The sequence below is a fragment of the Psychrosphaera saromensis genome (genome assembly GCF_002954545.1).
Lineage (GTDB): Bacteria > Pseudomonadota > Gammaproteobacteria > Enterobacterales > Alteromonadaceae > Psychrosphaera > Psychrosphaera saromensis.
Genome location: NZ_MSCH01000003.1, coordinates 2174285 through 2199682 on the forward strand (window position 1 = coordinate 2174285; position 25398 = coordinate 2199682).

The following is a 25398-nucleotide window of genomic DNA, read 5'->3' on the forward strand; positions in this document are numbered from 1 at the left end:
AAAATGACAAATAAAAATCAACAAACTATTCAAATTGGTTCAAATATCGAGCTTGCTAATGACAAGCCATTTGTATTGTTTGGCGGAATGAATGTACTTGAATCTCGTGACATGGCGATGAAAATTGCTGAGCATTATAAAGAAGTCACTACAAAATTAGGTATTCCTTACGTATTTAAAGCGTCTTTTGATAAAGCAAACCGTTCATCTGTATCATCTTACCGTGGTCCAGGTATGGAAGAAGGCTTAAAGATTTTTGAAGAAATTAAATCTCAATTTGATTTGCCTATCATTACTGACGTGCACGAAGCTTATCAAGCGGCTCCTGTTGCAGAAGTGGTTGATATCATTCAATTACCTGCATTTCTAGCTCGTCAAACAGACTTAGTAGTAGCGATGGCCAAAACCAATGCAATCATCAACGTGAAAAAACCTCAGTTTTTAGCACCACATGAAATGCGTCATATTATTAGTAAATTCATGGAAGCGGGTAACGACAAAGTTATTTTATGTGAACGTGGTTCACAGTTCGGTTATAACAACTTAGTTGTTGATATGCTGGGCATGGATGACATGAAAAAGTTTGCACCTGTTATGTTTGACTCAACTCATGCATTACAACGTCCTGGTGGTCGTGCTGATTCTGCTGATGGTCGTCGAGCTCAAGTGGCTGAATTATCACGTGCTGGTATGGCATTAGGTCTTGCGGGCTTGTTTATAGAAGCGCATCCAAATCCAAATGAAGCTAAGTGTGATGGCCCTTGTGCATTACCATTAGAAAAGCTGGAAGGTTTCTTAACGCAAATGAAACAAATTGATGATTTAGTAAAATCATTCCCAGCATTAGATACTTCAGCAAATTAAAGTAAACACTCGTCATAGATAAAGTTGGAATGAATATGGACTCTACACCAAATATTGAAGTAGCTGATGATAAAAATGTCATTACCGATATCGCTTTTGGTGTAGATGATGCCTTATTAGGAAAGTCATTGGCAAAACCTCTGCAACGAGGAATTGCTATGGTCATTGATGCATTTTTTGTATTAATGCTTACCCATGTCAGTGCTATATTTTGGGCATTTACTGCGGGTCTTTCTATATTCAAGTTTGGTAAGAAGAGTGAGCAGAAAAGTTGGCGAATTGCTCGTTACTTACTGCGATTTATTGGCGGGTTTACGGTTTTTGTGAGCGTTTTGGTTATTTTAAACAATACCTTTAACGATGATGAGCTATTAGGCAATGCAGGAACAGGCAACGCCGAAATCAAAGTAAACTCAGTCGACTCATTAACCAATTCGATAAAGTTTGGCGCTATGGCTTTATCTTTAAGTAATAAACTAGAGCAAGGTGATTGTGACCGTGCTTGTTATCACCCGTTAGTTGAAGAAATGTTAGATGCATTAATAAAACTCGATGCTCCAACTGATGAGGTTTATGAGTTCATCGATGATAATTCTACATCACTGTCTATGGATTCAGAGCAAGAGCGACTAGATTATGTTGCCGAGTTGTACGAGTATTATCAGAATGCTCTAGAAACCACAAAATCAGATCAAGAAACGACAACAGTAGATGCCTCAATTCTAGAAGGGCAAACTCCAGACGCACCGACTGCTTCAACTAATAAATACTATCAAGCTCGTAATGAAAAAACAGATAGCTCTAAAGTTAACAAAACAGAAAAGCCGGTTTACAGTCTTTTAGAATTTGCTAAAGGGATTGTTTCTGACCTAGGGTTGGGTTTTGGTTGGGCTGCGTTATATTTCACTGCCTTTCCAGCTTTGTGGCGCGGACAAACACCCGGTAAACGTTTAATGGGAATTCGAGTTATTCAACTGGATGGCACTTATATGTCAGCGTGGGATTCGTTTGGTCGTTACGGTGGTTATGGTGCTGGTTTTGCTACGGGTTTATTAGGTTTCTTCCAGATATATTGGGATTCAAACCGTCAAGCCATTCAAGATAAAATATCTGCAACCGTGGTAATTAAAGGCGATTTGTAGCGTATTAATGTTAAAAAATAGTGAAGTGTCATAAAAACTTGCACTTTATTAGCGCAAAATTGCATAATGCACCACTTCTTAAATTTTGGGATTTCATCATGACATCAGTTGTTATTTCGGGTTCAGGTCTATTTACCCCTCCTCATAAAGTATCAAATAAAGAACTTGTTGATGCATTAAATGCATACGCAGAAAAATATAATACAGAGCACCAGGCTGAAATTGAAGCTGGTACGTTAGAAGAGAAAAAAAGCTCTAGCGTAGAATTTATAGAAAAAGCATCGGGCATTAAATCTCGTTATGTTATGCATAAAAAGGGCATAACCGACATTAATGTTATGCATCCTACTATGACAAAGAATACCCCTGAAGAACCACCTGAGATGGTATTAATGGCCGTTGAAGCTGCTAAGCAAGCCTTAGCTAATTCTGGCAAACAAGCGTCAGACATCGACATGGTGATCCTAGGTTCTTCTAATATGCAGCGTTCTTACCCGTCTATGGCGGTTGAAGTTCAGCAAATATTAGGTGCGTCAGGTTTTGGTTTTGATATGAACGTAGCGTGTTCAACAGCGACTTTTGCTATTATTAATGCCTACAATGCAATCCAGTCAGGCAATGCTAATACGGTATTAGTGGTTAACCCAGAATTTACCACGCCGCAGTTAGATTATACTAACCGCGACAGCCACTTTATTTTTGGTGATGTTGCAATGGCACTTGTTATTGAAAAACAAGAAGCGGCAACCTCAAGCAATCAATTTAAAATTGTAAATACCAGTCAGGTTACTCAATTTTCAAATAACATTCGTTGTAGCCACAGCTATGTTGATCATTGTTATGACGAGTTAAGCTACGACAATTCATTCTTCTTCCAAGAAGGGCGTAAAGTATTCAAAGAGTTGTTACCACTGGCGACCAATACCATTACCAGTCATTTAGCTGAAAACAACTGGCAAGTAACAGATGTAAAACGCATGTGGTTACACCAGGCTAATATCAATATGAATTTATTTGCAGCTAAAAAGCTATTAGGCCGTGAGCCAGAGTTTTTAGATGCGCCTTTGATATTAGATGAATATGCCAATACCGCATCGGCTGGTTCTTTAGTGGCATTCCACAAATACCAAGATGACTTTAAGTCTGGCGATAAAGGTATTTTATGTAGCTTTGGTGCAGGTTATTCTGTGGGTTGTATTAGCTTAGAGAAAGTCTAATTAGCTAGAAAGTCATTAAAGTAAAAAACGAAAGCCGAGTAGATTTTGCGCTTAATTAATACAGTTAATTAATAAAATAATCTACTCGGCTTTTTTGATCTTAGTTATCAACTCAAAAGGGCAGTGGCCACTTTAGAGTTAGTTGTTTTGCCCAGAGCTTTACAAATATTGGCACCGGCTTGAGCCAGCTTAGTTAAATCCACACCGTGCTCAATGTTGAGACCGTTTAACATATAAACCACATCTTCAGTGGCAACATTACCCGATGCGCCTTTTGCATAAGGACAACCGCCTAAGCCAGCTACTGCAGAATCAACTACGCTGACACCTAATTGCAAACAAGCATAAATGTTTGCTAAAGCTTGGCCATAAGTGTCGTGAAAATGAACCGCTAAGTGCTCAATGGGCACTTGCTTTGCCACTTCGGCTAACATAGCTTGTGCTTTGGCTGGCGTACCAACGCCTATGGTGTCACCTAAAGAGATTTCATAACATCCCATGTCATACAGCGTTTTAGCTACTTCAGCCACTTTAGATACGTCTATGTCGCCCTCATACGGGCAACCTAATACACAAGACACGTAACCACGGACTTTAATGCCATCTAATTTAGCCTGTTGCATGATAGGTTCAAAGCGTTGCAAGCTTTCAGCGATAGAGCAGTTTATGTTTTTCTGACTAAAAGACTCACTGGCAGCGCCAAAAATAGCGACTTCTTTTACACCCGCTTGTTTGGCAAGTTCGTAACCTTGCATATTGGGGGTAAGAGCTGGGTAGTTAATGCCATTTATTTGATTAATTAAAGCGTAAATTTCAGCCGAACCTGCCATTTGCGGCACCCACTTAGGTGACACAAAAGAACCTGACTCAATCACGCTTAATCCAGTTTTTGACAAGCTGTTAATTAACGCGACCTTATGTTCAAGTGTGACAGGCACTTCGTTTTGTAAGCCATCTCTTGGACCTACTTCAACGATTTTTACCTGTTTAGTCATGACTTGTTTAGCTAATAGATCTTTGATTGTGGTGTCGATTGTCATGTTAACTCTCTACTTTTTGTTCTTTCTCTGTTATTACAACATCAGCAACTTCAAAAGTTAGCAGCTCTGAGCCACCATCAACCATGTCACCGTTTTTATAAAACAAGCCAGTTACCACACCATTACTTGGTGCTTTGATCACATGTTCCATTTTCATAGCTTCCATGATCATTAAGGCTTGGTCTTTTTCAACTTTGTCACCCGCATTCACTAATACACTGACCATAGTGCCGTTCATTGGTGCGGTTAAACCGCCGACAGTGGCATCGTCAGTCGAGTCGCCCATATCAGCTAACACTTGAGTGATGTTGAATACGCCTTGCTTGGTATACAAACAAACTTGTTGCTCAGTAAATACCACAGTCGTATTACTACGAAGCCCATCGATAAAACAATTAAGGGTGTTATCAACTAATTCGCCTTCGCCTTCAAACGAGTAAACATTACTTTCTAACGATTTGGAACTTGTTGTGATGGTATAAGAGTGTTTGGCATTAGTATGTTGCTCAAGGTTTACTTGATATTCAACACCGTCATGCGACAACGTTAATGTATGCAAATTATCCTGGTTTAAACGCCAGGCATTATTGTTATGCCAAGGCGAATTCACATCCGAGCTCTTTGCAGCAAGGGCGTTGGCTTTGTTTGCTTGTTGTAATACCAAGGCAAAAGCGGCCATTGCTATTTGATTGGTTATGGTTTGTTTATTAGTGCTTGATTTTGAGGTGTTAGCACTAAAAATCTCGTCGTGATTTTTTTCAATAAAACCAGTATCAATGTCTTCATTTTTGAATGCTTCACAGCTAGCTAAATTATGTAAAAAGTCGATGTTAGTCGTCACACCTTGTATACGGTATTCCATTAACGCTTTCGTTAAACGTTGTAATGCTTTTTCACGATTTTCATCCCATACAATTAACTTTGCAATCATAGGATCGTAAAACACACTAACATCATCACCTTGGCGTACACCTGTATCTACGCGGACGTGTTTACTTTCTGCTGGTGCTTGTAAAAACTGTAAATGGCCAGTCGCTGGTAAAAAGTCATTGTCTGGATCTTCAGCGTAAATACGCGCTTCAAAAGCATGACCCTGAATACTTAACTCTTGTTGAGTTTTCGGTAAGGTCTCATTAGCCGCTACACGTAATTGCCATTCAACTAAATCTTGCCCTGTGATCATTTCAGTGACGGGATGCTCTACTTGCAATCGAGTATTCATTTCCATGAAATAGAAAGAACCATCAATATCTAATAAAAACTCAACCGTTCCCGCACCTTGGTAGCCAATAGCTTGAGCTGATTTTATGGCCGACTCACCCATTTTTGCACGTAACTCAGGAGACATGTTAAATGCGGGCGCTTCTTCAATTACTTTTTGATGCCTGCGCTGGACAGAACAGTCACGTTCAAATAAATAAACGGCATTGCCATGATTGTCACAGAAAACTTGGATTTCAACATGACGTGGTTGGGTTAAGTATTTTTCAACCAACATGCGATCATCACCAAATGACGACAAGGCTTCACGTTTTACCGCTTCAAACTCAGACTTAAATTCTTTTTCACTCCAAACCTGACGCATGCCTTTGCCACCACCTCCAGCGGTTGCTTTTAATAAAACAGGATAACCCATATCATCAGCTGCTTGTTTGATCACCGCCATAGATTGGTCGTCACCATGATAACCAGGCACTAACGGTACATTAGCTTGTTGCATAATGTTTTTTGCTGCAGATTTAGACCCCATAGCTTCAATGGCGCCAATCGGCGGACCAATAAATACTATGTTGTTTTGCTCACACAAACGGCAAAATTCAGAATTCTCAGATAAAAAACCATAACCTGGATGGATAGCTTGTGCGCCAGTTAATAGGGCAGCGTCAATCACCTTTTGTGACAACAAGTAACTTTCACGAGATGGCGAACCACCTAAATAAACCGCTTCGTCGGCCATTTGTACATGCATGGCATTTTTGTCAGCGTCTGAGTAAACCGCTACGGTTAATATGCCCATAGCTCTTGCTGTCTTGATAACACGACATGCAATTTCACCACGGTTGGCAATAAGTATTTTAGTAAACATATTAGTTATCCTTCACGTCAGATGATTGCCAATTGGCCGGACGTTTTTCAAAAAATGACGTTAGACCCTCTTGGCCTTCATCAGATACCCGAATAGAAGCTATTCTGTCGCTCGTATCAGCTATCAGCTTGTCATCGATAGGTTGGTGTGCCACATCAAGAGCCAGTTTTTTAGCAGCTTTAACCGCCATTGGCCCGTTCGCTAATAAGGTATTAACAAAAGCATTTGTGGTGCTAGTAAGCTCGCTAATATCAACCACTTCATCAACTAAGCCAATAGATTTTGCTTGGTCAGCAAAAAAGCGTTCAGCCGTTAAAAAGTAACGTCTTGCGGCTTTTAAGCCTATGGCGTTTATCACATATGGGCTAATAGTCGCTGGAATTAAACCCAGCTTAACTTCACTTAAACAAAAACTAGCTTTGTTTGCTGCGACCACTATGTCGCAACAACTTACTAATCCAAGTGCGCCACCAAATGCCGCACCTTGCACCTGAACTATGGTTGCTTGTGGCATAAAGTTTAATACGTTAAATAAACGGGCGAGGGCATTTGAGTCCGCTAGGTTTTCTTGATAAGAATAATCCGCCATGCGTTTCATCCAACCTAGGTCAGCGCCGGCACAAAAGCTTTTACCTGTGGACGTTAATACCATGACTCTAATATCTGGATTATCCGCAATATTAGAAAATATAGTGGTTAATAAAGCGATAACGTCATCATCAAATGCATTATGTTTATCAGGATTGTTAAGGGTAACGGTGGCGACACCTAATTCATCTACAGTACACAAAACCTTAGGTTGCTCGCTGTCTTTCTTTTCGCTGAATAAGTCTTTAGTCACTTTTCTTATGGTCATGGCCTTGCCCTACATTCTAAAGATACCAAACTTGGTATCCTCAATGGTTTTGTTTAATGATGCAGAAATTGCCAACCCTAATACTTGTCTGGTGTCGGCAGGATCGATAATACCGTCGTCCCATAAACGCCCTGAGGCATAATACGGATGACCTTGGTGTTCATAAGTATCAATAATCGGCTGTTTAAAATCAGCTTCATCTTGCTCAGACCAAGACTCACCACGTTTTTCTTTTTGATCGCGAGTGACTTGCGCCAAAACGCCAGCAGCTTGCTCGCCACCCATCACTGAAATACGTGCATTTGGCCACATGAATAAAAAACGTGGATCAAAGGCTCGGCCACACATACCGTAGTTACCAGCACCATAACTGCCACCCACTAAAATAGTGAACTTAGGGACTTTGGCACAAGCCACAGCCGTCACCATCTTGGCACCATGTTTGGCAATACCGCCTGCTTCATATTGTTTACCTACCATGAAGCCAGTTATGTTCTGTAAAAAAACTAAGGGTATTTTTCGTTGGGCACAAAGCTCAACAAAGTGCGCGCCTTTCTCAGCTGACTCGCCAAACAAAATGCCATTGTTAGCCACAATACCAACAGGGTAACCATAAATATGAGCAAAACCACAGACTAATGTAGAGCCGTACAAGGCTTTAAATTCGTCAAACTCACTGCCATCAACCACACGAGCAATCACTTCTTTTATATCAAATGGTTTACGTGGATCTTTTGGGATAACGCCGTAAAGCTCTTCGCCAGAATAATCCGGAGCAATGACTTCTTTAATATTAAGCTGCACAGGTTTAACACGGTTTAAATTACCTACCGCGCTTCTGGCTATTTCTAATGCGTGATTGTCGTTTTGCGCTAGATGATCAGACACTCCAGAAGTACGGCAATGCACATCGGCACCACCAAGTTCTTCTGCTGTAACTACTTCGCCCGTTGCCGCTTTAACTAACGGCGGGCCTGCTAAGAAGATAGTGCCTTGTTCTTTTACAATAATAGATTCATCTGCCATAGCTGGAACATAAGCGCCACCTGCAGTACACGAGCCCATAACTACGGCAATTTGCGGAATGTTTTGTGCAGACATGGTCGCTTGATTAAAGAAGATACGACCAAAGTGTTCTTTGTCTGGGAAGACATCATCTTGATTTGGTAGATTTGCACCACCAGAGTCAACCAAGTAGATACATGGCAAGTTATTCTCAAGGGCAATGGTTTGTGCTCTTAAGTGTTTTTTAACCGTTAATGGATAATAAGTACCACCTTTTACAGTGGCATCGTTAGCAACTATCACACATTCTTGACCACCAACACGCCCAATGCCGGTAATAATACCCGCAGCAGGCACGTCATCTTTATACACCTCATAAGCTGCTAGTTGTGACAGTTCTAAAAACGGTGAGCCTTTATCTAGCAATTGATCAACGCGGTCTCTAGGTAATAACTTACCTCTAGACAAATGACGTTCACGGCTGCGCTCGCCACCACCAAGTTTAATCTTTTCTAACTTGGCTTTTAAGTCATCAACCTGTGTTTGCATGTGTTGTGCATTCTCAATGAAGTCTGCACTGCGTGGATTTAACTTACTTATTATCTTTGCCATGGTATCTCTTCTTAACTCTTAATCCTTTAGAACTGGTTGTGAAAAGCCAGTTCTAAACATAGTCATTAAAGTAAACGTATATTGTTTTAATTATTTTGATTCGTTAAATAATTCACGACCAATCAACATACGACGAATTTCAGATGTACCTGCGCCAATTTCATATAACTTAGCATCACGCAATAAACGACCAGCTGGGAATTCATTAATGTAACCATTACCACCTAATAACTGAATGGCGTCTAATGCCATTTTTGTTGCTAGTTCAGCAGAATACAAAATAACACCAGCGGCATCTTTACGAGTGGTTTCACCACGGTCACAGGCTTGCGCAACCAAATATACATAAGACTTAGCGGCATTCATTTGTGTGTACATGTCAGCAATTTTGCCCTGAATTAATTGGAACTCACCAATAGACTGACCAAATTGTTTACGGTCATGTATGTAAGGAACCACTAAGTCCATACACGCGTCCATAATGCCTAGTGGCCCACCGGATAACACTAAACGTTCGTAATCAAGACCAGACATTAATACGCGTACGCCTTTGCCTTCACCACCGAGAATATTTTCAGCTGGGACTTCACAATCTTGGAACACTAATTCACAGGTATTAGAACCACGCATACCTAACTTATCCAGTTTCTGGTGGCGGGAAAAACCAGGGAAGTCACGTTCAACAATAAATGCCGTTATGCCTTTTGAGCCAGCAGAAGTATCTGTTTTGGCATAAATGATAAAGACATTAGCGTCTGGACCATTAGTGATCCACATCTTGTTGCCGTTTAAAATGTACTTGTCGCCTTTTTTCTCAGCTTTCAGTTTCATGCTGACGACGTCTGAACCTGCATTTGGCTCTGACATGGCTAATGCACCAACGTGCTCACCAGTACAAAGTTTTGGTAAGTATTTGGCTTTTTGTTCGTGAGTCCCGTTTTTGTTTAATTGGTTTAAACATAGGTTAGACATAGCGCCGTAGCTCAAACCAACAGACGCAGACGCGCGGCTGATCTCTTGCATAGCGACAACATGCTCTAAATAGCCTAAACCTGAACCACCATATTGCTCATCTACCGTCATGCCCAATAAACCCATGTCGCCAAATTTGCGCCATAAGTCTGATGGAAATTCATTGTCGATGTCGATTTGCGCTGCTCTTGGTGCAATTTCGTCACGGGCAAAGGCATTAACTTGGTCGCGGATCATGTCTACGGTTTCGCCAAGATTAAAGTTGATTGATGAGAATGTGCTGATCATAATTGAGTCTCTTATTTTAATTATTATTAATTTAACTAACCGTTAATTTGTTTTAACGTGTCGTTACAGTTCTTTTCTAGCTGTTCCAAATCGTCCATGACAGACGTTATATCCAGTAACTGCTGGGCTAAAATTTCTTTTTTACTGGCGATTAACTCAAGCATAGTTTCAAGTTGACGTTGTTCGGTTTTTTCTGTGTCGTACAAGTCAAAAATGGTTTTGGTTTCCGCCAAAGAAAAACCTAAACGCTTTCCCCGTAAAACCAGCTTAAGTCTGACTCTGTCTTTGACTGAGTATATTCGAGTTTGGCCTTTACGCTCAGGCGCGAGTAAACCTTGGTCTTCATAAAACCGAATACTGCGAGTGGTGATGTCAAACTCTTTGGCCAGCTCACTAATACTAAATTGTATAGGTTGGTCAGTTGCCATGTGTAATTCCTAAATCTGTTTACTAACAGTAGAAATTCATCATAGGGTAAGTTTACGTTAACGTAAACCTGTGCGAGCATTACATTAAGCATTGTGTAATAGTAAATAAACGCAAAATGTAAAAAAAACGAAACACAAAGCACATTGCTCCTTGTTACTCAGTTACCGCTAACAGTTTGATAAATTGACTGGGCAGGTGACAATGGGCGTAAGCTACGAGCTACGAGCTACGAGTCGCGAGTTGCGAGTTGCGAGTTGCGAGTTGCGAGATGCGAGATGCGAGATGCGAGTTGCGAGATGCGAGATGCGAGATGCGAGATGCGAGTTACGAGTCGCGAGTTTCGAGATGCGGGTTGAGAGATGCGTGTCGCGAGCTAGGGCGACTTTGGTAGTATCGAGTAAGTTGTTAATTTACCGTAATATGAAATTTAAAATTAAAAAAATACTAATAACAATAATAAACATTCACCAATTCAACAGAGGTTTTAATCATGTCTAATCAAGATCCTATAGTTATTGTTTCGGCTCAACGTACGCCGTTAGGTGGGTTTCAGGGGAGTCTTTCATCGTTAGCCGCTCCGGAGCTTGGTGCAACCGCTATTGCTGCCGCAATAGAAAAAGCAGGCATTACCGGCAACGACATTGACGAAGTTATTATGGGCTGTGTATTACCAGCTGGTTTAGGACAAGCCCCTGCACGTCAAGCTGCGATTAAAGCGGGCGTGCATTTAGCCGCCGGTGCAACCACCATAAATAAAGTATGTGGCTCAGGTATGAAAGCCACCATGATGGCCGCCGATTCAATCACAGCAGGGTCTATTAACGTGGCGGTTGTTGGTGGATTTGAAAGTATGTCAAATGCGCCTTATATGTTACCAAATGCCCGTGGTGGTATGCGTATGGGTCATGGTAAAGCAATGGATCATATGTTCTTAGACGGTCTTGAAGATGCTTATCAAGGCAAAGCTATGGGCTGTTTTGCGCAAGACACATCAGATGAATTTAACTTTACCCGTGAAGAGCTAGACAATTATGCAATACAGTCATTAACTCGCGCACAAGGTGCAATTGCCAGTGGCGACTTTGACAACGAAGTGTCACCTGTGACGGTTAAATCACGTAAAGGTGATTATGTTGTGTCGGTAGATGAACAACCGGGCAACGCTAAAATGGATAAAATTCCAACCTTACGCCCAGCCTTTGCTAAAGACGGCACTATTACCGCCGCAAACTCATCATCAATTAGTGATGGCGCAGCTGCATTAGTCTTAATGAAGCAGTCAGAAGCTGCAAAACGTGGCTTAACTCCACTGGCTAAAATTGTAAGTTACAGCACTAACTCAATTGAGCCTGAAAAATTCACGGTAGCGCCAATTGGCGCGATGGAAAAAGCATTAGCCAAAGCGGGTTGGACAGCTAATGACGTAGACTTGTTTGAAATAAACGAAGCCTTTGCCATGGTAACCATGGCGGCAATGAAAGACATGAACTTACCTGCGGATAAAGTAAACGTAAATGGCGGCGCATGTGCCTTGGGTCATCCACTTGGTGCATCTGGTGCTCGTATTATTGTTACGCTTTTACATGCACTTAAAACCCGTGGCTTAAACAAAGGTTTGGCGTCTTTGTGTATTGGTGGTGGAGAGGCAACGGCTATGGCTGTAGAGATGTTGTAGTTTTTGGTTTTGGTTTATAAACTGGCGTTTATGAATGGCTTAAATTAGCTATTTAATGAATAGAGAGGAGACCAACATAGTTGGTCTTTTTTTTATTTTTAATGTTATTACTTTGTCATCGTATTTATTTGAACTTTAAGGTTTCGCCTCTCGGCGGTCATCAAGTAAACATCCCTGTATTGATGACATCCCTTCATCCATGAAGTGAACAATACTTTTTCAACAGCCAAAAAGGCGCAGGCTTAATTCTCTATTTGCCGTATTACTTTGTCATCGTATTTATTTGAACTTTAAGGTTTCGCCCCTCGGCAAGTTACCTTTTTGCAACAGCCCAAAAACGTAACCCAAAAAGGCCGCCCGTCACCAAATATCTATTTGTATTAAATACTAACTTTTATCTTCAAATACGGAAAAACATTCGTCCCTGAACATTTTCCTCAATCGGGCATCCATGCCCGCTCGATTTGAGAAAAGTTATATTTAATACAGATATTTGAATCGGGAGGTAAAGCAGAGCGAAAAACAAAAGCAAAAGCAGTGCATCTTGTTGAATAGTGTCACTAAAATATAAAATAATTAATTATCTGTATTTATATACAGTTATAATGTATTTCTCCAAAAATACAGTTTTTTGTGGGAAAAGTGAGCGCTAATATGCTTACTTTCTACATAGGTAAAATTCTAATTTATTGATTTATAGTATTTGATTTTTTAAGCACTGCGTCATACTCAGCACAAGATAGCTGAGTATGACGCAGTGCTTAGTTTCTACAAACTTAATGTATAAAATAAAACCACCTATTTCACTATAAAGCTTTGACAGGTAATGATTTAATTATTATTGTTTTGGTATTTTTTATATTTCATAATTCGTTACTATCGTGAATTATGGATAATATACTGTTATATGCAATGGAAGCTATGAAGAAACAATATCTAAACTTCGATGATTTAGAGCAATTTGATCAAGAATTTTTTATTAATGATTCTTGGTGTAATTACTGCGATGAAGCTGATCTAGGAATCATTGAGCCTAAGATTTATATTTTAGATGAAAAGCAATACCTTGAAGGTAATTGTAAAGTTTGTTGTAAAAAACAAACTACTGAAATTGTCGTCACATATTTAAATGATTAAGCTTTAAGGTGATGAAATTGCATATAACAAACGCCTTAACTCCGACAATGTTAAGTTGTCATGGTTTTGGCAAACAACGCAAAAAACCATGCCAACACATTGCGCATTAGGCGGGCGTTGAGGCCGTAGAATAACTCTTTTTTAAGAAATATGGCCGATTTTATGGGTTCCAAATGCATTACCTAGTGCGAAAAAAACGCTTAGCATTTGTTATAGGAACTCGCTTTTTCATCAATTTGGGCTGTTGGAGTAATTCTACAGCCTCGTTGAGGCCGTAGAATAACTATTTTTTAAGAAAAACGGCCGATTTTATGGGTTCCAAATGCATTACCTAGTGCGATAAAAACGCTTAGCATTTGTTATAGGAACTCGATTTTTCATCAATTTTGGCTGTTGGAGTAATTCTACAGCCTCGTTAGGCTTTCAGTCAATCTTGGCACTAATTATTCATGGAGTTCATAATGAAAAAAACATACTTAATTCTAGCTTTAACCTTTTCCTGTTCTAGTGCTTTAGCGGCTAATGAAAATGAACTTGAGCAAAAGCTTCCATTAACTTTTAAAATAGCCACCAATCCTCAAAAGTCAGGTCTCTGTATTGCTGCGAATAGTGTTTTAGGAAATGAAATCAGTGATTTTCGTGAATCTTCAAAGCAAATCAATTCTGTGTTATGGGCTGTAGTTGAAGAAAAACAAGGCAAAGCTAAAGCAGATATTACTGAACAAATTGCAAATGAACACGCAAGCGCAATGAAATACAATATAGATTGGACTATTAGCCAAATGAAAAGCAACGGCTGCTCCGAAGTGAATAGAGAAATATCTGCGTTTTTAGGGGGGAATTAATGAATACCTACAGTAAAAAAGATAATGAATATCAAGATAATGGGCACTATATCGTACATGGTATCCACTATATGAGTTTGTATACTTATAGAAATATTCATGGTTTACCGAGGGTTTCACCTGAAATAAATAAGAAAATTGGTTTAAGCATTAACCCTCTTCTTTGTGAGCACATTGAAACTTTACCAGATGAAGGTCATTTTAAAATTATAAAAGCTTATAACCTTTCATATTTAAAAGAACATGAAAGTAATTTATTTGATATTTAAAAGCCTAACAAGAGAATAAATAGCGATTCACTTTAGTTTGTCATTTTTAGTTGCAAACACCGCAATAAAACTAGCTCAAATAACAAGGCCACCCACTCGTATTTTATAAAACTCAAAAAACAGGTGACCAATTCATTATTGCTCACCTGTTAAATTCAATCACTGCTCGCCACCCGAACCTCGCCTAACCTATGTGTGCTTTTCAAACCTCTCTACCAACTGCTTGCCTTGTTTTTCGCTAATTAGGGTGATTGTATTGAGCATATTTGTGATTTGTTGGCGATCGTATTTATTGGTGATGTGTTCATTAATATCATCCACAATAGCGTTTAAATAATTAAATAGGCTATTACGTGCATCGTCATTATGGTTGGCTACAAACAGAATGTTTTTAAATGCTTCAATGATATTGGTCATGACATAAGCATCGTTTTTCGCATAATTACGCAGTGGGGTGAAGTTATCGTGCAGCAATTCATCAAAACTAGTTTCGTGAAAATATAATAGCGGCTCGTTATCTGTATGTTGATAAGTGTAGTTAATGTCTCTTATCTTTAATCTTTCCATTAATAAGATACTTAGCATATCAATTGATTTTACCGCTGTGCCGGGATCGTTTATCCCTGGACTCATTGCTTTAACGGCGATTTCTGATATTTGAGTTAACCCATAACGATAATGATCGCTGATGTATTCTTCTATATAAAAAATAAAGCAGGCTAAGATTTTTTTAACTAACTCTTTGTTATCCGCTATGTTTTTATCGCACTTTAGAAATGGGTAACCTTTGACCGTAAAATAGCCCTGTTTAACCGTGATAAATAACTTAATGTTTTGCTCTGCTAATAATGCACATAGTTGTTCTGTGTGGACGCCCTTGTAATAACCTTGAGTTGTACTGTTTATTCCATGCCATTGAGAAAAATCAGGAAAGCTATCAATAGGCTGCTGTTTTTGCTTTTTTTCTATATCTTCTATTTCACAGTTAGTTTGTCTAAACAACCCATTTAATACATTGTCTACTTGAATTGCTTTGGAAATTGAATGAATAAAAAATACAAAGAAACCCAAACATATTAAGCCAAAAATTAACGCAAATAATACACCAAGAGCTGGGATTTCAATGTCACCACTATCCAGCTTATTAATATTGATCAGCATAATGATTGAATAAATAATACTACCTAAATAAAAGCCTAATACTATTTGATGGGATTTTCGGGTGATAAGCCCAGGCACTACTCGTGGTGATAAACTTGCACTGGCGGAGTTCAAAACTATCATCACCATTGAAAAGCTAAATACGGTTAATGAAATTATACTCCCAGCAAGAGTACTTAAAATGGTACGGGCATTTTCTGCGCTATTTACCAATACGACCGACATAAGTGACTTAAGATTCTGTATAGCAGGTAAATATTCAATGGAAATAGTAAGAACCGAGAATATTAAAAATACAACGGATAACAGGGAAGGGTAAAACCCGATACTATTGATCATTTTACGGTAGGTATTGGTAATTTTTCGAGGTAAAAACATACAATCCTTATTCACATTAAAATAAATACACTTGTTACTCTAGCATATTTGAGACTTAAAATAGTGATAATAGCTTTTTACCTATGTTGTTATTATTGTTGGAGAATTGACTGCTTTTTACTTATCTTTAGTGAAGATGTTAACAGGGATTCCCTCTCGTATTTTAAAGTGGATAGCCCACTAGATTCCTATATAAAACTCAAAAAAACAGGCAATCAATGCATTATTGATTGCCTGTTAAACTCGTAATTCGCAATTCGCAACTCGCAACTCGCAACTCGCCACTCGAACCTCGTCACTCGCCACTCGTAGCTCGTAGCTGAGTCCTCTAATTTCTGCCCGCGATTACGCCGCCATCAACATCCCATATTGCGCCGGTTACCCAGCTTGTATCATCGCTTAATAAAAGGCTGGCTACTTTGGCTACATCTTCAGGTTGACCAATGCGGCCTATTGGATGGAAACCGTTAAAGGTAGAAAGAGTTTCATCCATAACACTTGGGTCAATAAAGGATTCAAAAATGGTAGATTTAACCAGCGCTGGTGAAATCGCATTGACTCGAATATTATTGTCGGCCAATTCCATTGCTAAATGCTGCGTAAGTGCATGTAATCCAGCTTTTGCCATAGAGTAAGCTGAAGATGGCGTTGCTTTAATTGCTTGTTTTGCCCACATAGAACCAATATTAACTATGGCACCACTGTTGTTTGCAATCATGTTTTTAGCCACGGCTTGCGAGATAAAGAATATTGCACGGTTTAGTTCGTGGTAAATATCGTAATCATTATTGTTATGTTCAATAAATGGTTTTGGCTTAAAGTAACCTGCAGAGTTAAGTAAGTACTTAATGTGTAGGTTGTTATCGTTAGCAAATTCAACAATATTTTGAACGTCGTCTGCGTTATATAAATCAGCTTGAATTGTGCTTACATCACCAAATTCTGCAAGTAAGTTTTTTGCTTGGTTTAGCTTTTCTAGATTACGGCCAACAATAACGGTTTTAATGCCGCGTTTTAGTAAAAGTTTGGCGCTCTCTAGCCCCATACCACTTGTTCCACCAATAATTAGTGCGATAGATTGTTTTGTGTTTTTCATTTGAAAATCCTAATGGTCATATGTAAAGTGCAGGCAAGATTACAAGCGGATTTTGTTTTCGAAAAGTACGCACAATTCGGTAACCTAGGTACTAACAGGTACATCTTTATGATTAATAACGAAAAAATATTTTTAAGAAATTCAGCACCAGAACGTAGCAAGCGCATTGTCGAAGCTGTTTTTCGCTGCAAGTGGTCGTTGACCGTTTATCAGCTGTTGGCTGAAAAGATAAATAGACCGGGTGAAATGGTTCGTAGCGTTGAAGGATTAACCACAAAGGTACTTAATGAGTGCCTACGAAAGAACATAGAGTTTGGCATTATTAAACGCATTGAATATAACGAAGTTCCACCAAAGGTTGAGTATGTAGTTACGCCGTTTGGGGAAAAGTTTATTAATATTCTCGATAAGTTAGTTGAACTTGAAAGTGAAATAGTTGTTTAACTAGAGCGAAAGTAATTAAAACGAAATTTACTAAGCACTAACCATAATTAAGATCAGGCCATAACTAAGCACTAATCATAACTAAGCACTAACCGTAATTAAGACTAGCCTAAAAATAAACGGAGTAGCATCATCTCAGAACCTAGATACAAACCCCAAAAATCTCGTCCTTGGGTTAAGATTTTTATCTCCTTTTCTATCCTTATCTTTTTTATTTGGATAGGGGGATTTGTATTTACTGGGAGATTATCTCAAATTATTATTGGTATTTACTTAGTAATAAGCTGTACTACCTTTATTACTTATGCAATTGATAAGTCGGCTGCCAAAAAAGGACGTTGGAGAACCAAGGAAAGTACACTACATTTGCTTTCTCTTGCTGGTGGTTGGCCTGGTGCTTATTTTGCACAAAATATACTGCGTCATAAATTACGCAAGAAACCGTTTAAAGTGGTGTACTGGATAACGGTTTTACTGAATGTTAGTGGTATACTTTGGCTCGCCGATAAATACTGCGGTTAATAAAACTACACAGTGTGAAATTAATACACGAAAATAAAGTTTTAGCCTCTGCATTATGCGTGTAATGGGTGATCTAGCCACTCAGGTTTATACTATTTGGAATAACAATTGGCTGTATCTACTCTATAGTAAATTATAAATAAAAAGGAAATTGTGTGAAATTTGTTACAGCGCTTATCTTATCTCTGCTTTTAACTTCATGTGCTAGTGAAGGAGATAAAATAAAACAAGAAAAAGTGTCAACTGAAGGCACAGTTCCCACATTAAATTCATTAAAGAAAGAAGCCCAAAATGGCAGCTCTGATGGGCAGTACTCATTAGGTATGCATTATTTAAAAAAAGGGGATCAGCCTAAAGCATTCGATTGGCTTGAGAAGTCGGCAAAGCAGAACAATACTTTGGCCGTTAACGAGCTTAAAAAAATATATTGGCTTGAGAAAGTGGCAGGGCAGGACAATATTCTGACCCTTAATGACCCAGACTCTTTTTACGACAAAGTTGCAGACTCTGACTTTGATGCTGTTATTGAATCTTTTAAAACATCAGCAAACTTAGGTGATGAAAGTGCTAGCTTTAATCTCGCTATTATTTACCAAAGTGGCCTTAAAAATTACAAAGAATCTGCTCTTTGGTACGAAAAGTCGGCGCAAAATAACTCAAGTAAAGCGCAATATAATCTAGGCACTTTATATGAAGAAGATCTGGTTGAAGGCGGCATTGAAAAAACAATATATTGGTATCAACAAGCGGCAAACAATAATAACGATTTAGCACAATATCGTCTTGGCTTGATTTACTTTACTGGCAAGGCCGTAAAAAAAGATTATAAAAAAGCGCTACCGCTATTTGAAAAATCTGCCGAGCAAGGTAATCCCCAAGCCCAATATAGACTGGGCATTATGTATGAGTCTGGTAAAGGGGTTAAGGTTAATTACAAATATGCGAACGAGTTACTAGAGAAATCTGCACAGCAAGGCGACCGAGATGCTCAGGTGTATTTAGCCACAACGTATTTCTTGGGACGTAGTGTAAATAAAAATCTGCCAAAAGCTAAATATTGGTTCGAAAAATCAGCGCTGCAAGGCAGTAGTTTAGGCCAGTTTTTCCTTGGTGGCTTTTATCTTAAAGGTTATGCCGTCACTAAAAGTTATGAAAAAGCGGTGTTTTGGTTTTATAAGTCATCTCAGCAAGGATACAAAAAAGCAACTAACGCACTGGTCGGTTTAAAGAGCTCTGTTAAGTTAACGTTGGTTGATGGGAATCATGCAGAGGTTACGGTTCGTGGAGTTACGTTTATTCTTGATAGCTATATCGTTGCCTTTGAAAATCCTTATTATATAAAAATATATAGAGAAGATGGTCAGCAATTGGACTTGGAAGATGCTGAAAAGGTTTCAATTAAGTATATAGAGCCAAGAGGCTGTACTGAACCTGTAACTCGCAGGCCTGATTTAGACAGCTACAATAAGACAACATCTGAATGGCTTATTGGCATCTCTTGTTAATTAACCGCATATAAAAAAATAAGGCATTAACTGTTAGTTAATCGCCGTTTAAAAAGAAAAAGCCAACTGGGTTATCAGTTGGCTTTTTTAGTTTTTATGTCTCGTCCTGAAATGTGTTTACACTTTTCACTTATTGTTTATAGCCCATCACTTAATTTGCTTGTGATGCCAAAACGTCTGCATTGGTAAATGTTGGGTAACCACTTGGTAAGTTCTGGTTAATATTGGTTAAAAATCGGCTGTCTTTTAATGGAATAGTGGCAGAGCCATAGTCGTATGAATTAAGTAAATTTCTCATTTGGCTATTGCTAACACCATCACCAGTTACTTCATACCAACTAATAATCACGGGGGCAAAAAAATCACCGTATGGATTTTCTGCCTGCTCACCACTTGTTGCAAACCTCATAGCATGAGTCAGAAGTCCATCTTTATGATAAACAAACTTTATACGAGTGCCGTCTTTTTTCTCTAGCCCAGCAGCTTCTTTGGTATATAAATCACCATGGGCGCTATAGCTTGCATGAGTTGTTTCATCATTTTTAGACCAAATAGCAACGTATTCCCAGTCGTGTCTATGACCACCACCAAATATTGTGGCCTGGTCTTTTTCGAAGTATAAGGCATAAAAATGTACGCAATATTCATCACTGTTACTAAAAGTACAAGCATAACGATGTAATGTGTTTGATGAGCTATTGAAATTACTAGAGCGACAACCTCCGGTAATACTACCCGAGGCACTTAACCCTCCGTTTTGTTCACCAGTACGTGAAATACCGGCACTTGGTAGACATCCATCACTATCATAATCAATGGCTGGATGATTGATTTTATAGTTGATAATACCGCTTGCTGGCAAAGCTTTATCCAGACGGGAAAAATCCTGAGCATAACTTGATACGCTGATTATGCTCAGCATAACTACTGGTACAAGAAAGACGTTGAAGAGTTTCATATAATATATCCTCATTAAATGTTAATTATTGTGGTTAACTATGAAAAGAATATACAAACAATATGGCAGATTAATGTCAGGTTATTGTTTTAAAAATTCAACTAAAACTAGCTATTTAAGCGGTTGCCAAGGCTGAATAAAAATAGTATTAATTTATATGTTGAGTTATTTATTAATAATCGTTTTATCTAAAATTATAGTAACCGCAGTCAGCCTTTAAGCTGAGCTTGAATAAGCTACTTTTTGGGCGAACAACTAATGAGTAGAAGCATTTATGAGTGAAAATATTTATACCGATGAGTCTGAGCACAAGTTAGCTTTACGTCATTTAGTGAAAGAGGATTACGCCGACTTGAAAATAATGATGGATGAGGTTTATCCGGACTTGGGGGGCGCTTGGCCAGAGAAGCAATATCGGGCACAGTTGACGGTTTTCCCAGAAGGGCAAATTTGCATTGAAGATCACGGTAAAATTGTTGCGGCGGCATTTTCGTTAATAGTCGATTACGACAAATTTGGTGATCATCATACATATGATCAAATAACTGGCGATGCGTATTTAACCACACACGATCCGCTTGGCGATGTGTTGTACGGTATTGAAGTTTGTGTCTCTCTTGATTATCGCAGCATGCGCCTTGGTAGACGTTTATATGAAGCGCGTAAGGAGTTATGCCAGAGTTTAAATCTTAAGTCGATAGTCGCTGGTGGACGCATTCCAAACTATAAAGATTACGCCCATGAGATGTCACCGCAGAAATATATAGAGCAAGTTAAAAAACGTGAAATATACGACCCCATTTTAACTTTCCAATTATCCAATGACTTTGAGGTTAAACGTGTACTTACCGCGTATTTACCAGAAGATAAAGAGTCAAAAGGGTATGCGACATTATTGGAATGGACCAATCTTTATTATGAAGATCATAAATCACCTTTAATTGGCGCCACTAAAACATCCGCCAGAATTGGTTGCATACAATGGCAAATGCGTTCATTAAATTCAGTAGATGAGCTTATTCAGCAGGTTGAGTTTTTTGTGGATGCTTTGTCAGATTACCAATGCGATCTTGCTCTGTTACCTGAGTTTTTTAATGCACCATTAATGGGCATTGATGAACATGACAGTTCCTTTGATTCGATTAAAGCGTTGGCGGAATATTCTAGCGAAATCCTAGATGCTATTTCAAAACTCGCGGTAAGTTACAACATTAATATAATTGCTGGTTCTATGCCGGTTATGGACAACGGTGAGTTGTTTAATGTGGCGTATTTATGTAGGCGCGACGGCACGTTAGAGTCGCAATATAAACTCCATCCAACCCCTTACGAGAAAAGGGCTTGGATCATGAAAGGCGGTAATGGCCTTAATGTGTTTGATACTGACTTTGGCCGCATTGGTATTCTTATTTGTTACGACGTTGAGTTCCCAGAATTGGCAAGGTTACAGTCAGAGAAGGGCATGCAAATGTTGTTTGTGCCGTTTTGGACGGACACCAAAAATGCATACTTAAGAGTGCGTCACTGTGCCCACGCTAGAGCGATTGAAAATGAATGTTATGTTATCACCGCAGGCAGCGTAGGTAATTTACCTAAAGTGGATGGGGCGGATATTCAATACGCGCAATCAGCCGTGTTTTCACCGTCGGATTTCTCATTTCCACATGATGCGATTATGGCGGAAACCACACCAAATACTGAAATGACGTTAATTGTCGATCTTGACTTAACTAAGTTAGAACAATTAAAAAATGAAGGGTCTGTGAAAAACTATTTAGACCGTCGCCGCGACTTGTACAAAATAACCTGGTTGGGCGACTGATTGGATAAATAACCGATAGCGTGAAAATACGTTTAAGCAGTAAACTTATTACTGCTTAAACTTCCTTACCGCCATACTGCTCAGCTAAGCTGTCTAGTTCTGAAAGGGTATTGTCAAAGCCACGTTGGTCATATTCATAAGACACTTTTACGCTGTCATCACCTTTAAATAAACGTGTTTCTACTTGTGCAACGTGCCAGTTTTTTAACTCGTGTAAAAAACGATTAGCAATTTGTGCCGATGGAAAACCATAACTCACTTCTGTTTTCATAAGAATTTTTGTTAGCCCTATTTTTAGCTTAATTTTGTTAATTTTGTTAATTTAGTTTATTTAATTAGTACAATAATACACATAGATAATATGCGTATTATTTATGTGTATTATTTATGTGTAGTTCAGCAGCGATTTTAGCGGCTTATATCATCTACTTTCAAGTCTATTAAAGTCCAACCAACCACCGCGAATTGGTTCGTGTTGCATAAAACTTTTATGTAACTTGTCACTGAATTGCCAAAAGTCAGGATTAGTACGGCGAACTGCAAATACATCTAACATCTTTTCGTAATCTTTTGCTGTTTTCATATTCTGTAATGTCACAACTAAGCTGGCGATATCTGTTTCTTTAACATGTAAAAATGAGTCAGGGTAACTGCCGATAAGGCCGTGTACCAAAGTCACAGTGTCATTTTTAATATCTCGATTATCTTCTTCAAAAAACAAGCTGTTGACGTTGTAATGGGCGCTGTTTCTTACAAGGGTGAATACCTCTGGAGCATTGGCGTCGTTGGTTTCTACCATGATCATGGTCAGCTCCGGCAAGATTGCAACCCGTTCGCCTTTAATTGAATTTATTTGCTTTAATAACGCCACACTGTTGCTAGTTAACTCACTGGTTTTTAAGTGGTATCTATTCGGTTGAACCGGACTTAAATGTTGGTTCAGTAAGTTATATAGCTCTTGTTTTGGGTTAGTGCTTTTATATTCAATGCCACTGGCTTGATTAAACTCTACATTACTAAATTCAATAAAGTCACTGAGTTCTATACCTGCTTTTTGGTACCAAGACTTAAGTTCTTTTTTACGATTCTCTGGTGGCAGTAAAGCTAAAAAGTTGGCTTCCCCCTCTAATCTTAAAAAGTCCATATAAAGGCGCGTTAGTAATTGGTGACCGTAATTACCATAAACATCAAAACCAGCTACCAGTAAGTAATGAATACGTTCTAATAAAACATAATCAATAACCCATGCCGTTTTTGGTTGTTGGCCTATTAAGCCTTTAACAACGGTTGCGTTATCAAAGTGTCTGAAAACAGTAAGACTGGCATTTTCATTAACGTTATCGCCGTTCCAAATTCCGTCAATAGTAAGGTGTTTGCCGTCTTTTATGCTGGTATTAAAAAATGCATTTCTGGCTTTTAAGTAATCAGCTTGTCGGTTGGCGTATTCAATCCAATCAACCGCTAGCGTTGTGCTTTGCTCTTCTGCTGGCATTCTTAAATTGTTTTGCTGCTTGGCATAAAATGCTTTTAAGTCTGGAGAGTCAGCCATGTCAGGGTCAACAAAATAAACCCAGAAGCGGTCGTTAATAACATTCAGGGCAACTTGACCACGACAAACCGGGCCTTTGATGTATCCCATAATTGTGTTTTCGGCACGTTCTAACATAAACCGATAACGTGAATTAACTGGCAATTGTTCAAATGCAGTAAGCGGATTGGCGGCTACTTTGGGTTTATAACTTGGTAGCTTAGTGACTGTGTAGTCAGCGGTAACAAACCACTTTTCCCATTTATCCATTAAGTCTTTGTTTATGGCATAAGGCTGATGGGTTTTATTAACTATGGTGGAGGTAATTGGTTGCAGTCGATAATACACACGATCGGTATTTGGCGCATCGTAAGGACGTCGTCCGGCGATAATTTGTATCTCTTGTCCTGTTGGTGTCACTGAACGCACTAAGTTATAAAACTGCGGTGGCAGGCTTTGTTCTGTTAAGGCCTCAAAATAAAGATGAGTTGAAAATAAATGCTCGTATATATAGCGCGCACTTAATTGCATATTTAAACTGTCAGCATTTAAAAATGCCTCAAGCTTGTTTACTGCATCTTGTTCGGCTTTAGGAAGGGCTTGTGCTTTTGGCATATTGGCGCCATTTTCAAGCCAGGTCATTAATATTTTATCTTCTTGATTATTCAAACCAGGTAATCCGTATGGCATACCAGCTAATGGTTCGCTTTTCGCGAATTGATCAAATTCTTCTATGGTTGGGCATTGCTGATTACCGATTAAACTGCCATTAAAACGCGCATCTAAAATTTTGTCATCCGGCAGCGGATGTTGTTTTTTTAACATTAACATACGAGCGATAACCGAAGCTTGAGTATTAGCTTTTGCGGTTTGGACTCGTTCGTTAAGGACTGGGAAAAAAGCGCGTTCTCGCCATTGTTGGACTTCAAACGCATCGACAAATAAGCGGTTAGGCTGAGCCGCTAATAAACGGGAACCTTCATACACAGCTTCTTTGTTAGCGCCACGTTCAATACCTTCAGGTGACGACATTTTTAATTGGCAAGGCGCGTCATAACAGGCGTGACAAACCACGCATCGACTTTCGATTATCGGTTTTGCGTGTGCGGTATAAAAGTCATGTTCTTGTTGCAAACTAGCTGTAAGTGCAGAGTTGTTATTAACGGCAGTTGTTTTACTTTCAGCTCGATGTTCTTGAGTCGTAGCTTGCTCCTCTGAAGTCGCGGTTCGATTCTCAGGAGTCGCAGCTCGATTCTCAGGAGTCGCAGCTCGATTCTCAGGAGTCGCGACGCCAAACTCTTCGTCTATATTTATTTTGGCTAGGGTAGCGCAACCTGAAATGATAGTAACCGCGATAACAGTGGATTTGACCCAAAAACTAAAAGATGAACGCATAAATGCCCTTGTCCAGAATGGTTATGCATTTATCTTGTTTGAAACCAATATCGTTTTATCGCTATGGTTACAGCTAATAAAACGAGCTAGACAGTGCATTACAGAAAATAATCATGCCATATTACGCACTCAAGCTAATTGAAACAACTGCT

The 25398-nt window shown here is 39.0% G+C and carries 22 protein-coding genes; 11 read left to right on the plus strand and 11 right to left on the minus strand.

The window, feature by feature from the left end; translation table 11 throughout:
• Positions 1 to 3: 3 nt before the first annotated feature.
• The 3 genes from kdsA to BTO11_RS09780 all read left to right on the plus strand — a co-directional run bounded on the left by kdsA (position 4) and on the right by BTO11_RS09780 (position 3223).
• Positions 4 to 864, plus strand: coding sequence for a 3-deoxy-8-phosphooctulonate synthase (kdsA, locus tag BTO11_RS09770; RefSeq protein WP_105052429.1), 861 nt, complete (start codon positions 4 to 6; stop codon positions 862 to 864).
• Between the two features lie 35 nt (positions 865 to 899).
• Positions 900 to 2006, plus strand: a complete 1107-nt coding sequence (locus BTO11_RS09775) for an RDD family protein (protein ID WP_229793307.1) — start codon at positions 900 to 902, stop codon at positions 2004 to 2006.
• Between the two features lie 98 nt (positions 2007 to 2104).
• A complete protein-coding gene (locus tag BTO11_RS09780; RefSeq protein ID WP_105052431.1) occupies positions 2105 to 3223 on the plus strand; it encodes a beta-ketoacyl-ACP synthase III in 1119 nt (372 codons plus the stop codon).
• 107 nt (positions 3224 to 3330) lie between these two features.
• Here the strand turns inward: BTO11_RS09780 and BTO11_RS09785 are convergent, their stop codons facing one another.
• The 6 genes from BTO11_RS09785 to BTO11_RS09810 form a co-directional block, all read right to left on the minus strand.
• The gene (locus BTO11_RS09785; protein ID WP_280530438.1) at positions 3331 to 4263 is read right to left on the minus strand and encodes a hydroxymethylglutaryl-CoA lyase; all 933 of its coding nucleotides are present in this window, start codon (positions 4261 to 4263) and stop codon (positions 3331 to 3333) included.
• Position 4264: 1 nt separating this feature from the next.
• Positions 4265 to 6349 carry an acetyl/propionyl/methylcrotonyl-CoA carboxylase subunit alpha gene (locus tag BTO11_RS09790; protein ID WP_105052432.1) on the minus strand — a complete coding sequence of 695 codons (2085 nt, stop codon included), beginning with the start codon at positions 6347 to 6349 and terminating at the stop codon, positions 4265 to 4267.
• A 1-nt stretch (position 6350) separates the two neighbouring features.
• Positions 6351 to 7205 carry an enoyl-CoA hydratase/isomerase family protein gene (locus tag BTO11_RS09795; protein ID WP_105052433.1) on the minus strand — a complete coding sequence of 285 codons (855 nt, stop codon included), beginning with the start codon at positions 7203 to 7205 and terminating at the stop codon, positions 6351 to 6353.
• A gap of 9 nt (positions 7206 to 7214) precedes the next feature.
• Positions 7215 to 8822: a carboxyl transferase domain-containing protein gene (locus tag BTO11_RS09800; protein WP_105052434.1), complete on the minus strand. Its 1608-nt coding sequence runs from the start codon at positions 8820 to 8822 to the stop codon at positions 7215 to 7217.
• Between the two features lie 90 nt (positions 8823 to 8912).
• Positions 8913 to 10082, minus strand: coding sequence for an isovaleryl-CoA dehydrogenase (locus tag BTO11_RS09805; RefSeq protein WP_105052435.1), 1170 nt, complete (start codon positions 10080 to 10082; stop codon positions 8913 to 8915).
• A gap of 35 nt (positions 10083 to 10117) precedes the next feature.
• Positions 10118 to 10510, minus strand: coding sequence for a MerR family transcriptional regulator (locus BTO11_RS09810; protein WP_105052436.1), 393 nt, complete (start codon positions 10508 to 10510; stop codon positions 10118 to 10120).
• 491 nt (positions 10511 to 11001) lie between these two features.
• Here BTO11_RS09810 and BTO11_RS09820 point away from each other — a divergent pair, with 491 nt between their 5' ends.
• The 4 genes from BTO11_RS09820 (at position 11002) to BTO11_RS09835 (ending at position 14437) form a co-directional block, all read left to right on the plus strand.
• Positions 11002 to 12186: an acetyl-CoA C-acyltransferase gene (locus BTO11_RS09820; protein WP_105052438.1), complete on the plus strand. Its 1185-nt coding sequence runs from the start codon at positions 11002 to 11004 to the stop codon at positions 12184 to 12186.
• 888 nt (positions 12187 to 13074) lie between these two features.
• Positions 13075 to 13323, plus strand: coding sequence for a hypothetical protein (locus BTO11_RS09825; RefSeq protein ID WP_181135884.1), 249 nt, complete (start codon positions 13075 to 13077; stop codon positions 13321 to 13323).
• Between the two features lie 461 nt (positions 13324 to 13784).
• Positions 13785 to 14168, plus strand: coding sequence for a hypothetical protein (locus BTO11_RS09830; protein ID WP_105052440.1), 384 nt, complete (start codon positions 13785 to 13787; stop codon positions 14166 to 14168).
• Positions 14168 to 14437, plus strand: coding sequence for a hypothetical protein (locus tag BTO11_RS09835; RefSeq protein WP_105052441.1), 270 nt, complete (start codon positions 14168 to 14170; stop codon positions 14435 to 14437). The genes BTO11_RS09830 and BTO11_RS09835 overlap by 1 nt, the downstream gene beginning before the upstream one ends.
• Before the next feature lie 189 nt (positions 14438 to 14626).
• Here BTO11_RS09835 and BTO11_RS09840 read toward each other — a convergent pair whose 3' ends face one another.
• Together BTO11_RS09840 and BTO11_RS09845 are read right to left on the minus strand one after the other, a co-directional pair.
• Positions 14627 to 15976: a DUF2254 domain-containing protein gene (locus BTO11_RS09840; protein WP_105052442.1), complete on the minus strand. Its 1350-nt coding sequence runs from the start codon at positions 15974 to 15976 to the stop codon at positions 14627 to 14629.
• A gap of 328 nt (positions 15977 to 16304) precedes the next feature.
• Positions 16305 to 17072: an SDR family NAD(P)-dependent oxidoreductase gene (locus tag BTO11_RS09845; protein WP_105052443.1), complete on the minus strand. Its 768-nt coding sequence runs from the start codon at positions 17070 to 17072 to the stop codon at positions 16305 to 16307.
• Between the two features lie 108 nt (positions 17073 to 17180).
• Here BTO11_RS09845 and BTO11_RS09850 point away from each other — a divergent pair, with 108 nt between their 5' ends.
• From BTO11_RS09850 to BTO11_RS09860, 3 genes are all read left to right on the plus strand, one after another.
• Positions 17181 to 17516, plus strand: coding sequence for a winged helix-turn-helix transcriptional regulator (locus BTO11_RS09850; protein ID WP_105053729.1), 336 nt, complete (start codon positions 17181 to 17183; stop codon positions 17514 to 17516).
• Between the two features lie 279 nt (positions 17517 to 17795).
• Positions 17796 to 18038 carry a DUF1294 domain-containing protein gene (locus tag BTO11_RS09855; RefSeq protein ID WP_483407212.1) on the plus strand — a complete coding sequence of 81 codons (243 nt, stop codon included), beginning with the start codon at positions 17796 to 17798 and terminating at the stop codon, positions 18036 to 18038.
• Positions 18039 to 18193: 155 nt separating this feature from the next.
• Complete coding sequence (locus tag BTO11_RS09860) at positions 18194 to 19543, plus strand: tetratricopeptide repeat protein (RefSeq protein WP_105052445.1); 1350 nt, start codon at positions 18194 to 18196, stop codon at positions 19541 to 19543.
• Positions 19544 to 19694: 151 nt separating this feature from the next.
• On the opposite strand, the gene BTO11_RS09865 is transcribed toward BTO11_RS09860, so the two are convergent.
• Positions 19695 to 20501, minus strand: a complete 807-nt coding sequence (locus tag BTO11_RS09865; protein WP_105052446.1) for an NPP1 family protein — start codon at positions 20499 to 20501, stop codon at positions 19695 to 19697.
• 274 nt (positions 20502 to 20775) lie between these two features.
• Here BTO11_RS09865 and BTO11_RS09870 point away from each other — a divergent pair, with 274 nt between their 5' ends.
• Entirely contained in the window at positions 20776 to 22323 is a 1548-nt protein-coding gene (locus BTO11_RS09870; RefSeq protein ID WP_105052447.1) for a carbon-nitrogen hydrolase family protein, read from the plus strand.
• Between the two features lie 55 nt (positions 22324 to 22378).
• Here BTO11_RS09870 and BTO11_RS09875 read toward each other — a convergent pair whose 3' ends face one another.
• Complete coding sequence (locus BTO11_RS09875; protein ID WP_105052448.1) at positions 22379 to 22594, minus strand: hypothetical protein; 216 nt, start codon at positions 22592 to 22594, stop codon at positions 22379 to 22381.
• 150 nt (positions 22595 to 22744) lie between these two features.
• Positions 22745 to 25246, minus strand: a complete 2502-nt coding sequence (locus tag BTO11_RS09880; RefSeq protein WP_105052449.1) for a fatty acid cis/trans isomerase — start codon at positions 25244 to 25246, stop codon at positions 22745 to 22747.
• Positions 25247 to 25398 lie beyond the last annotated feature (152 nt).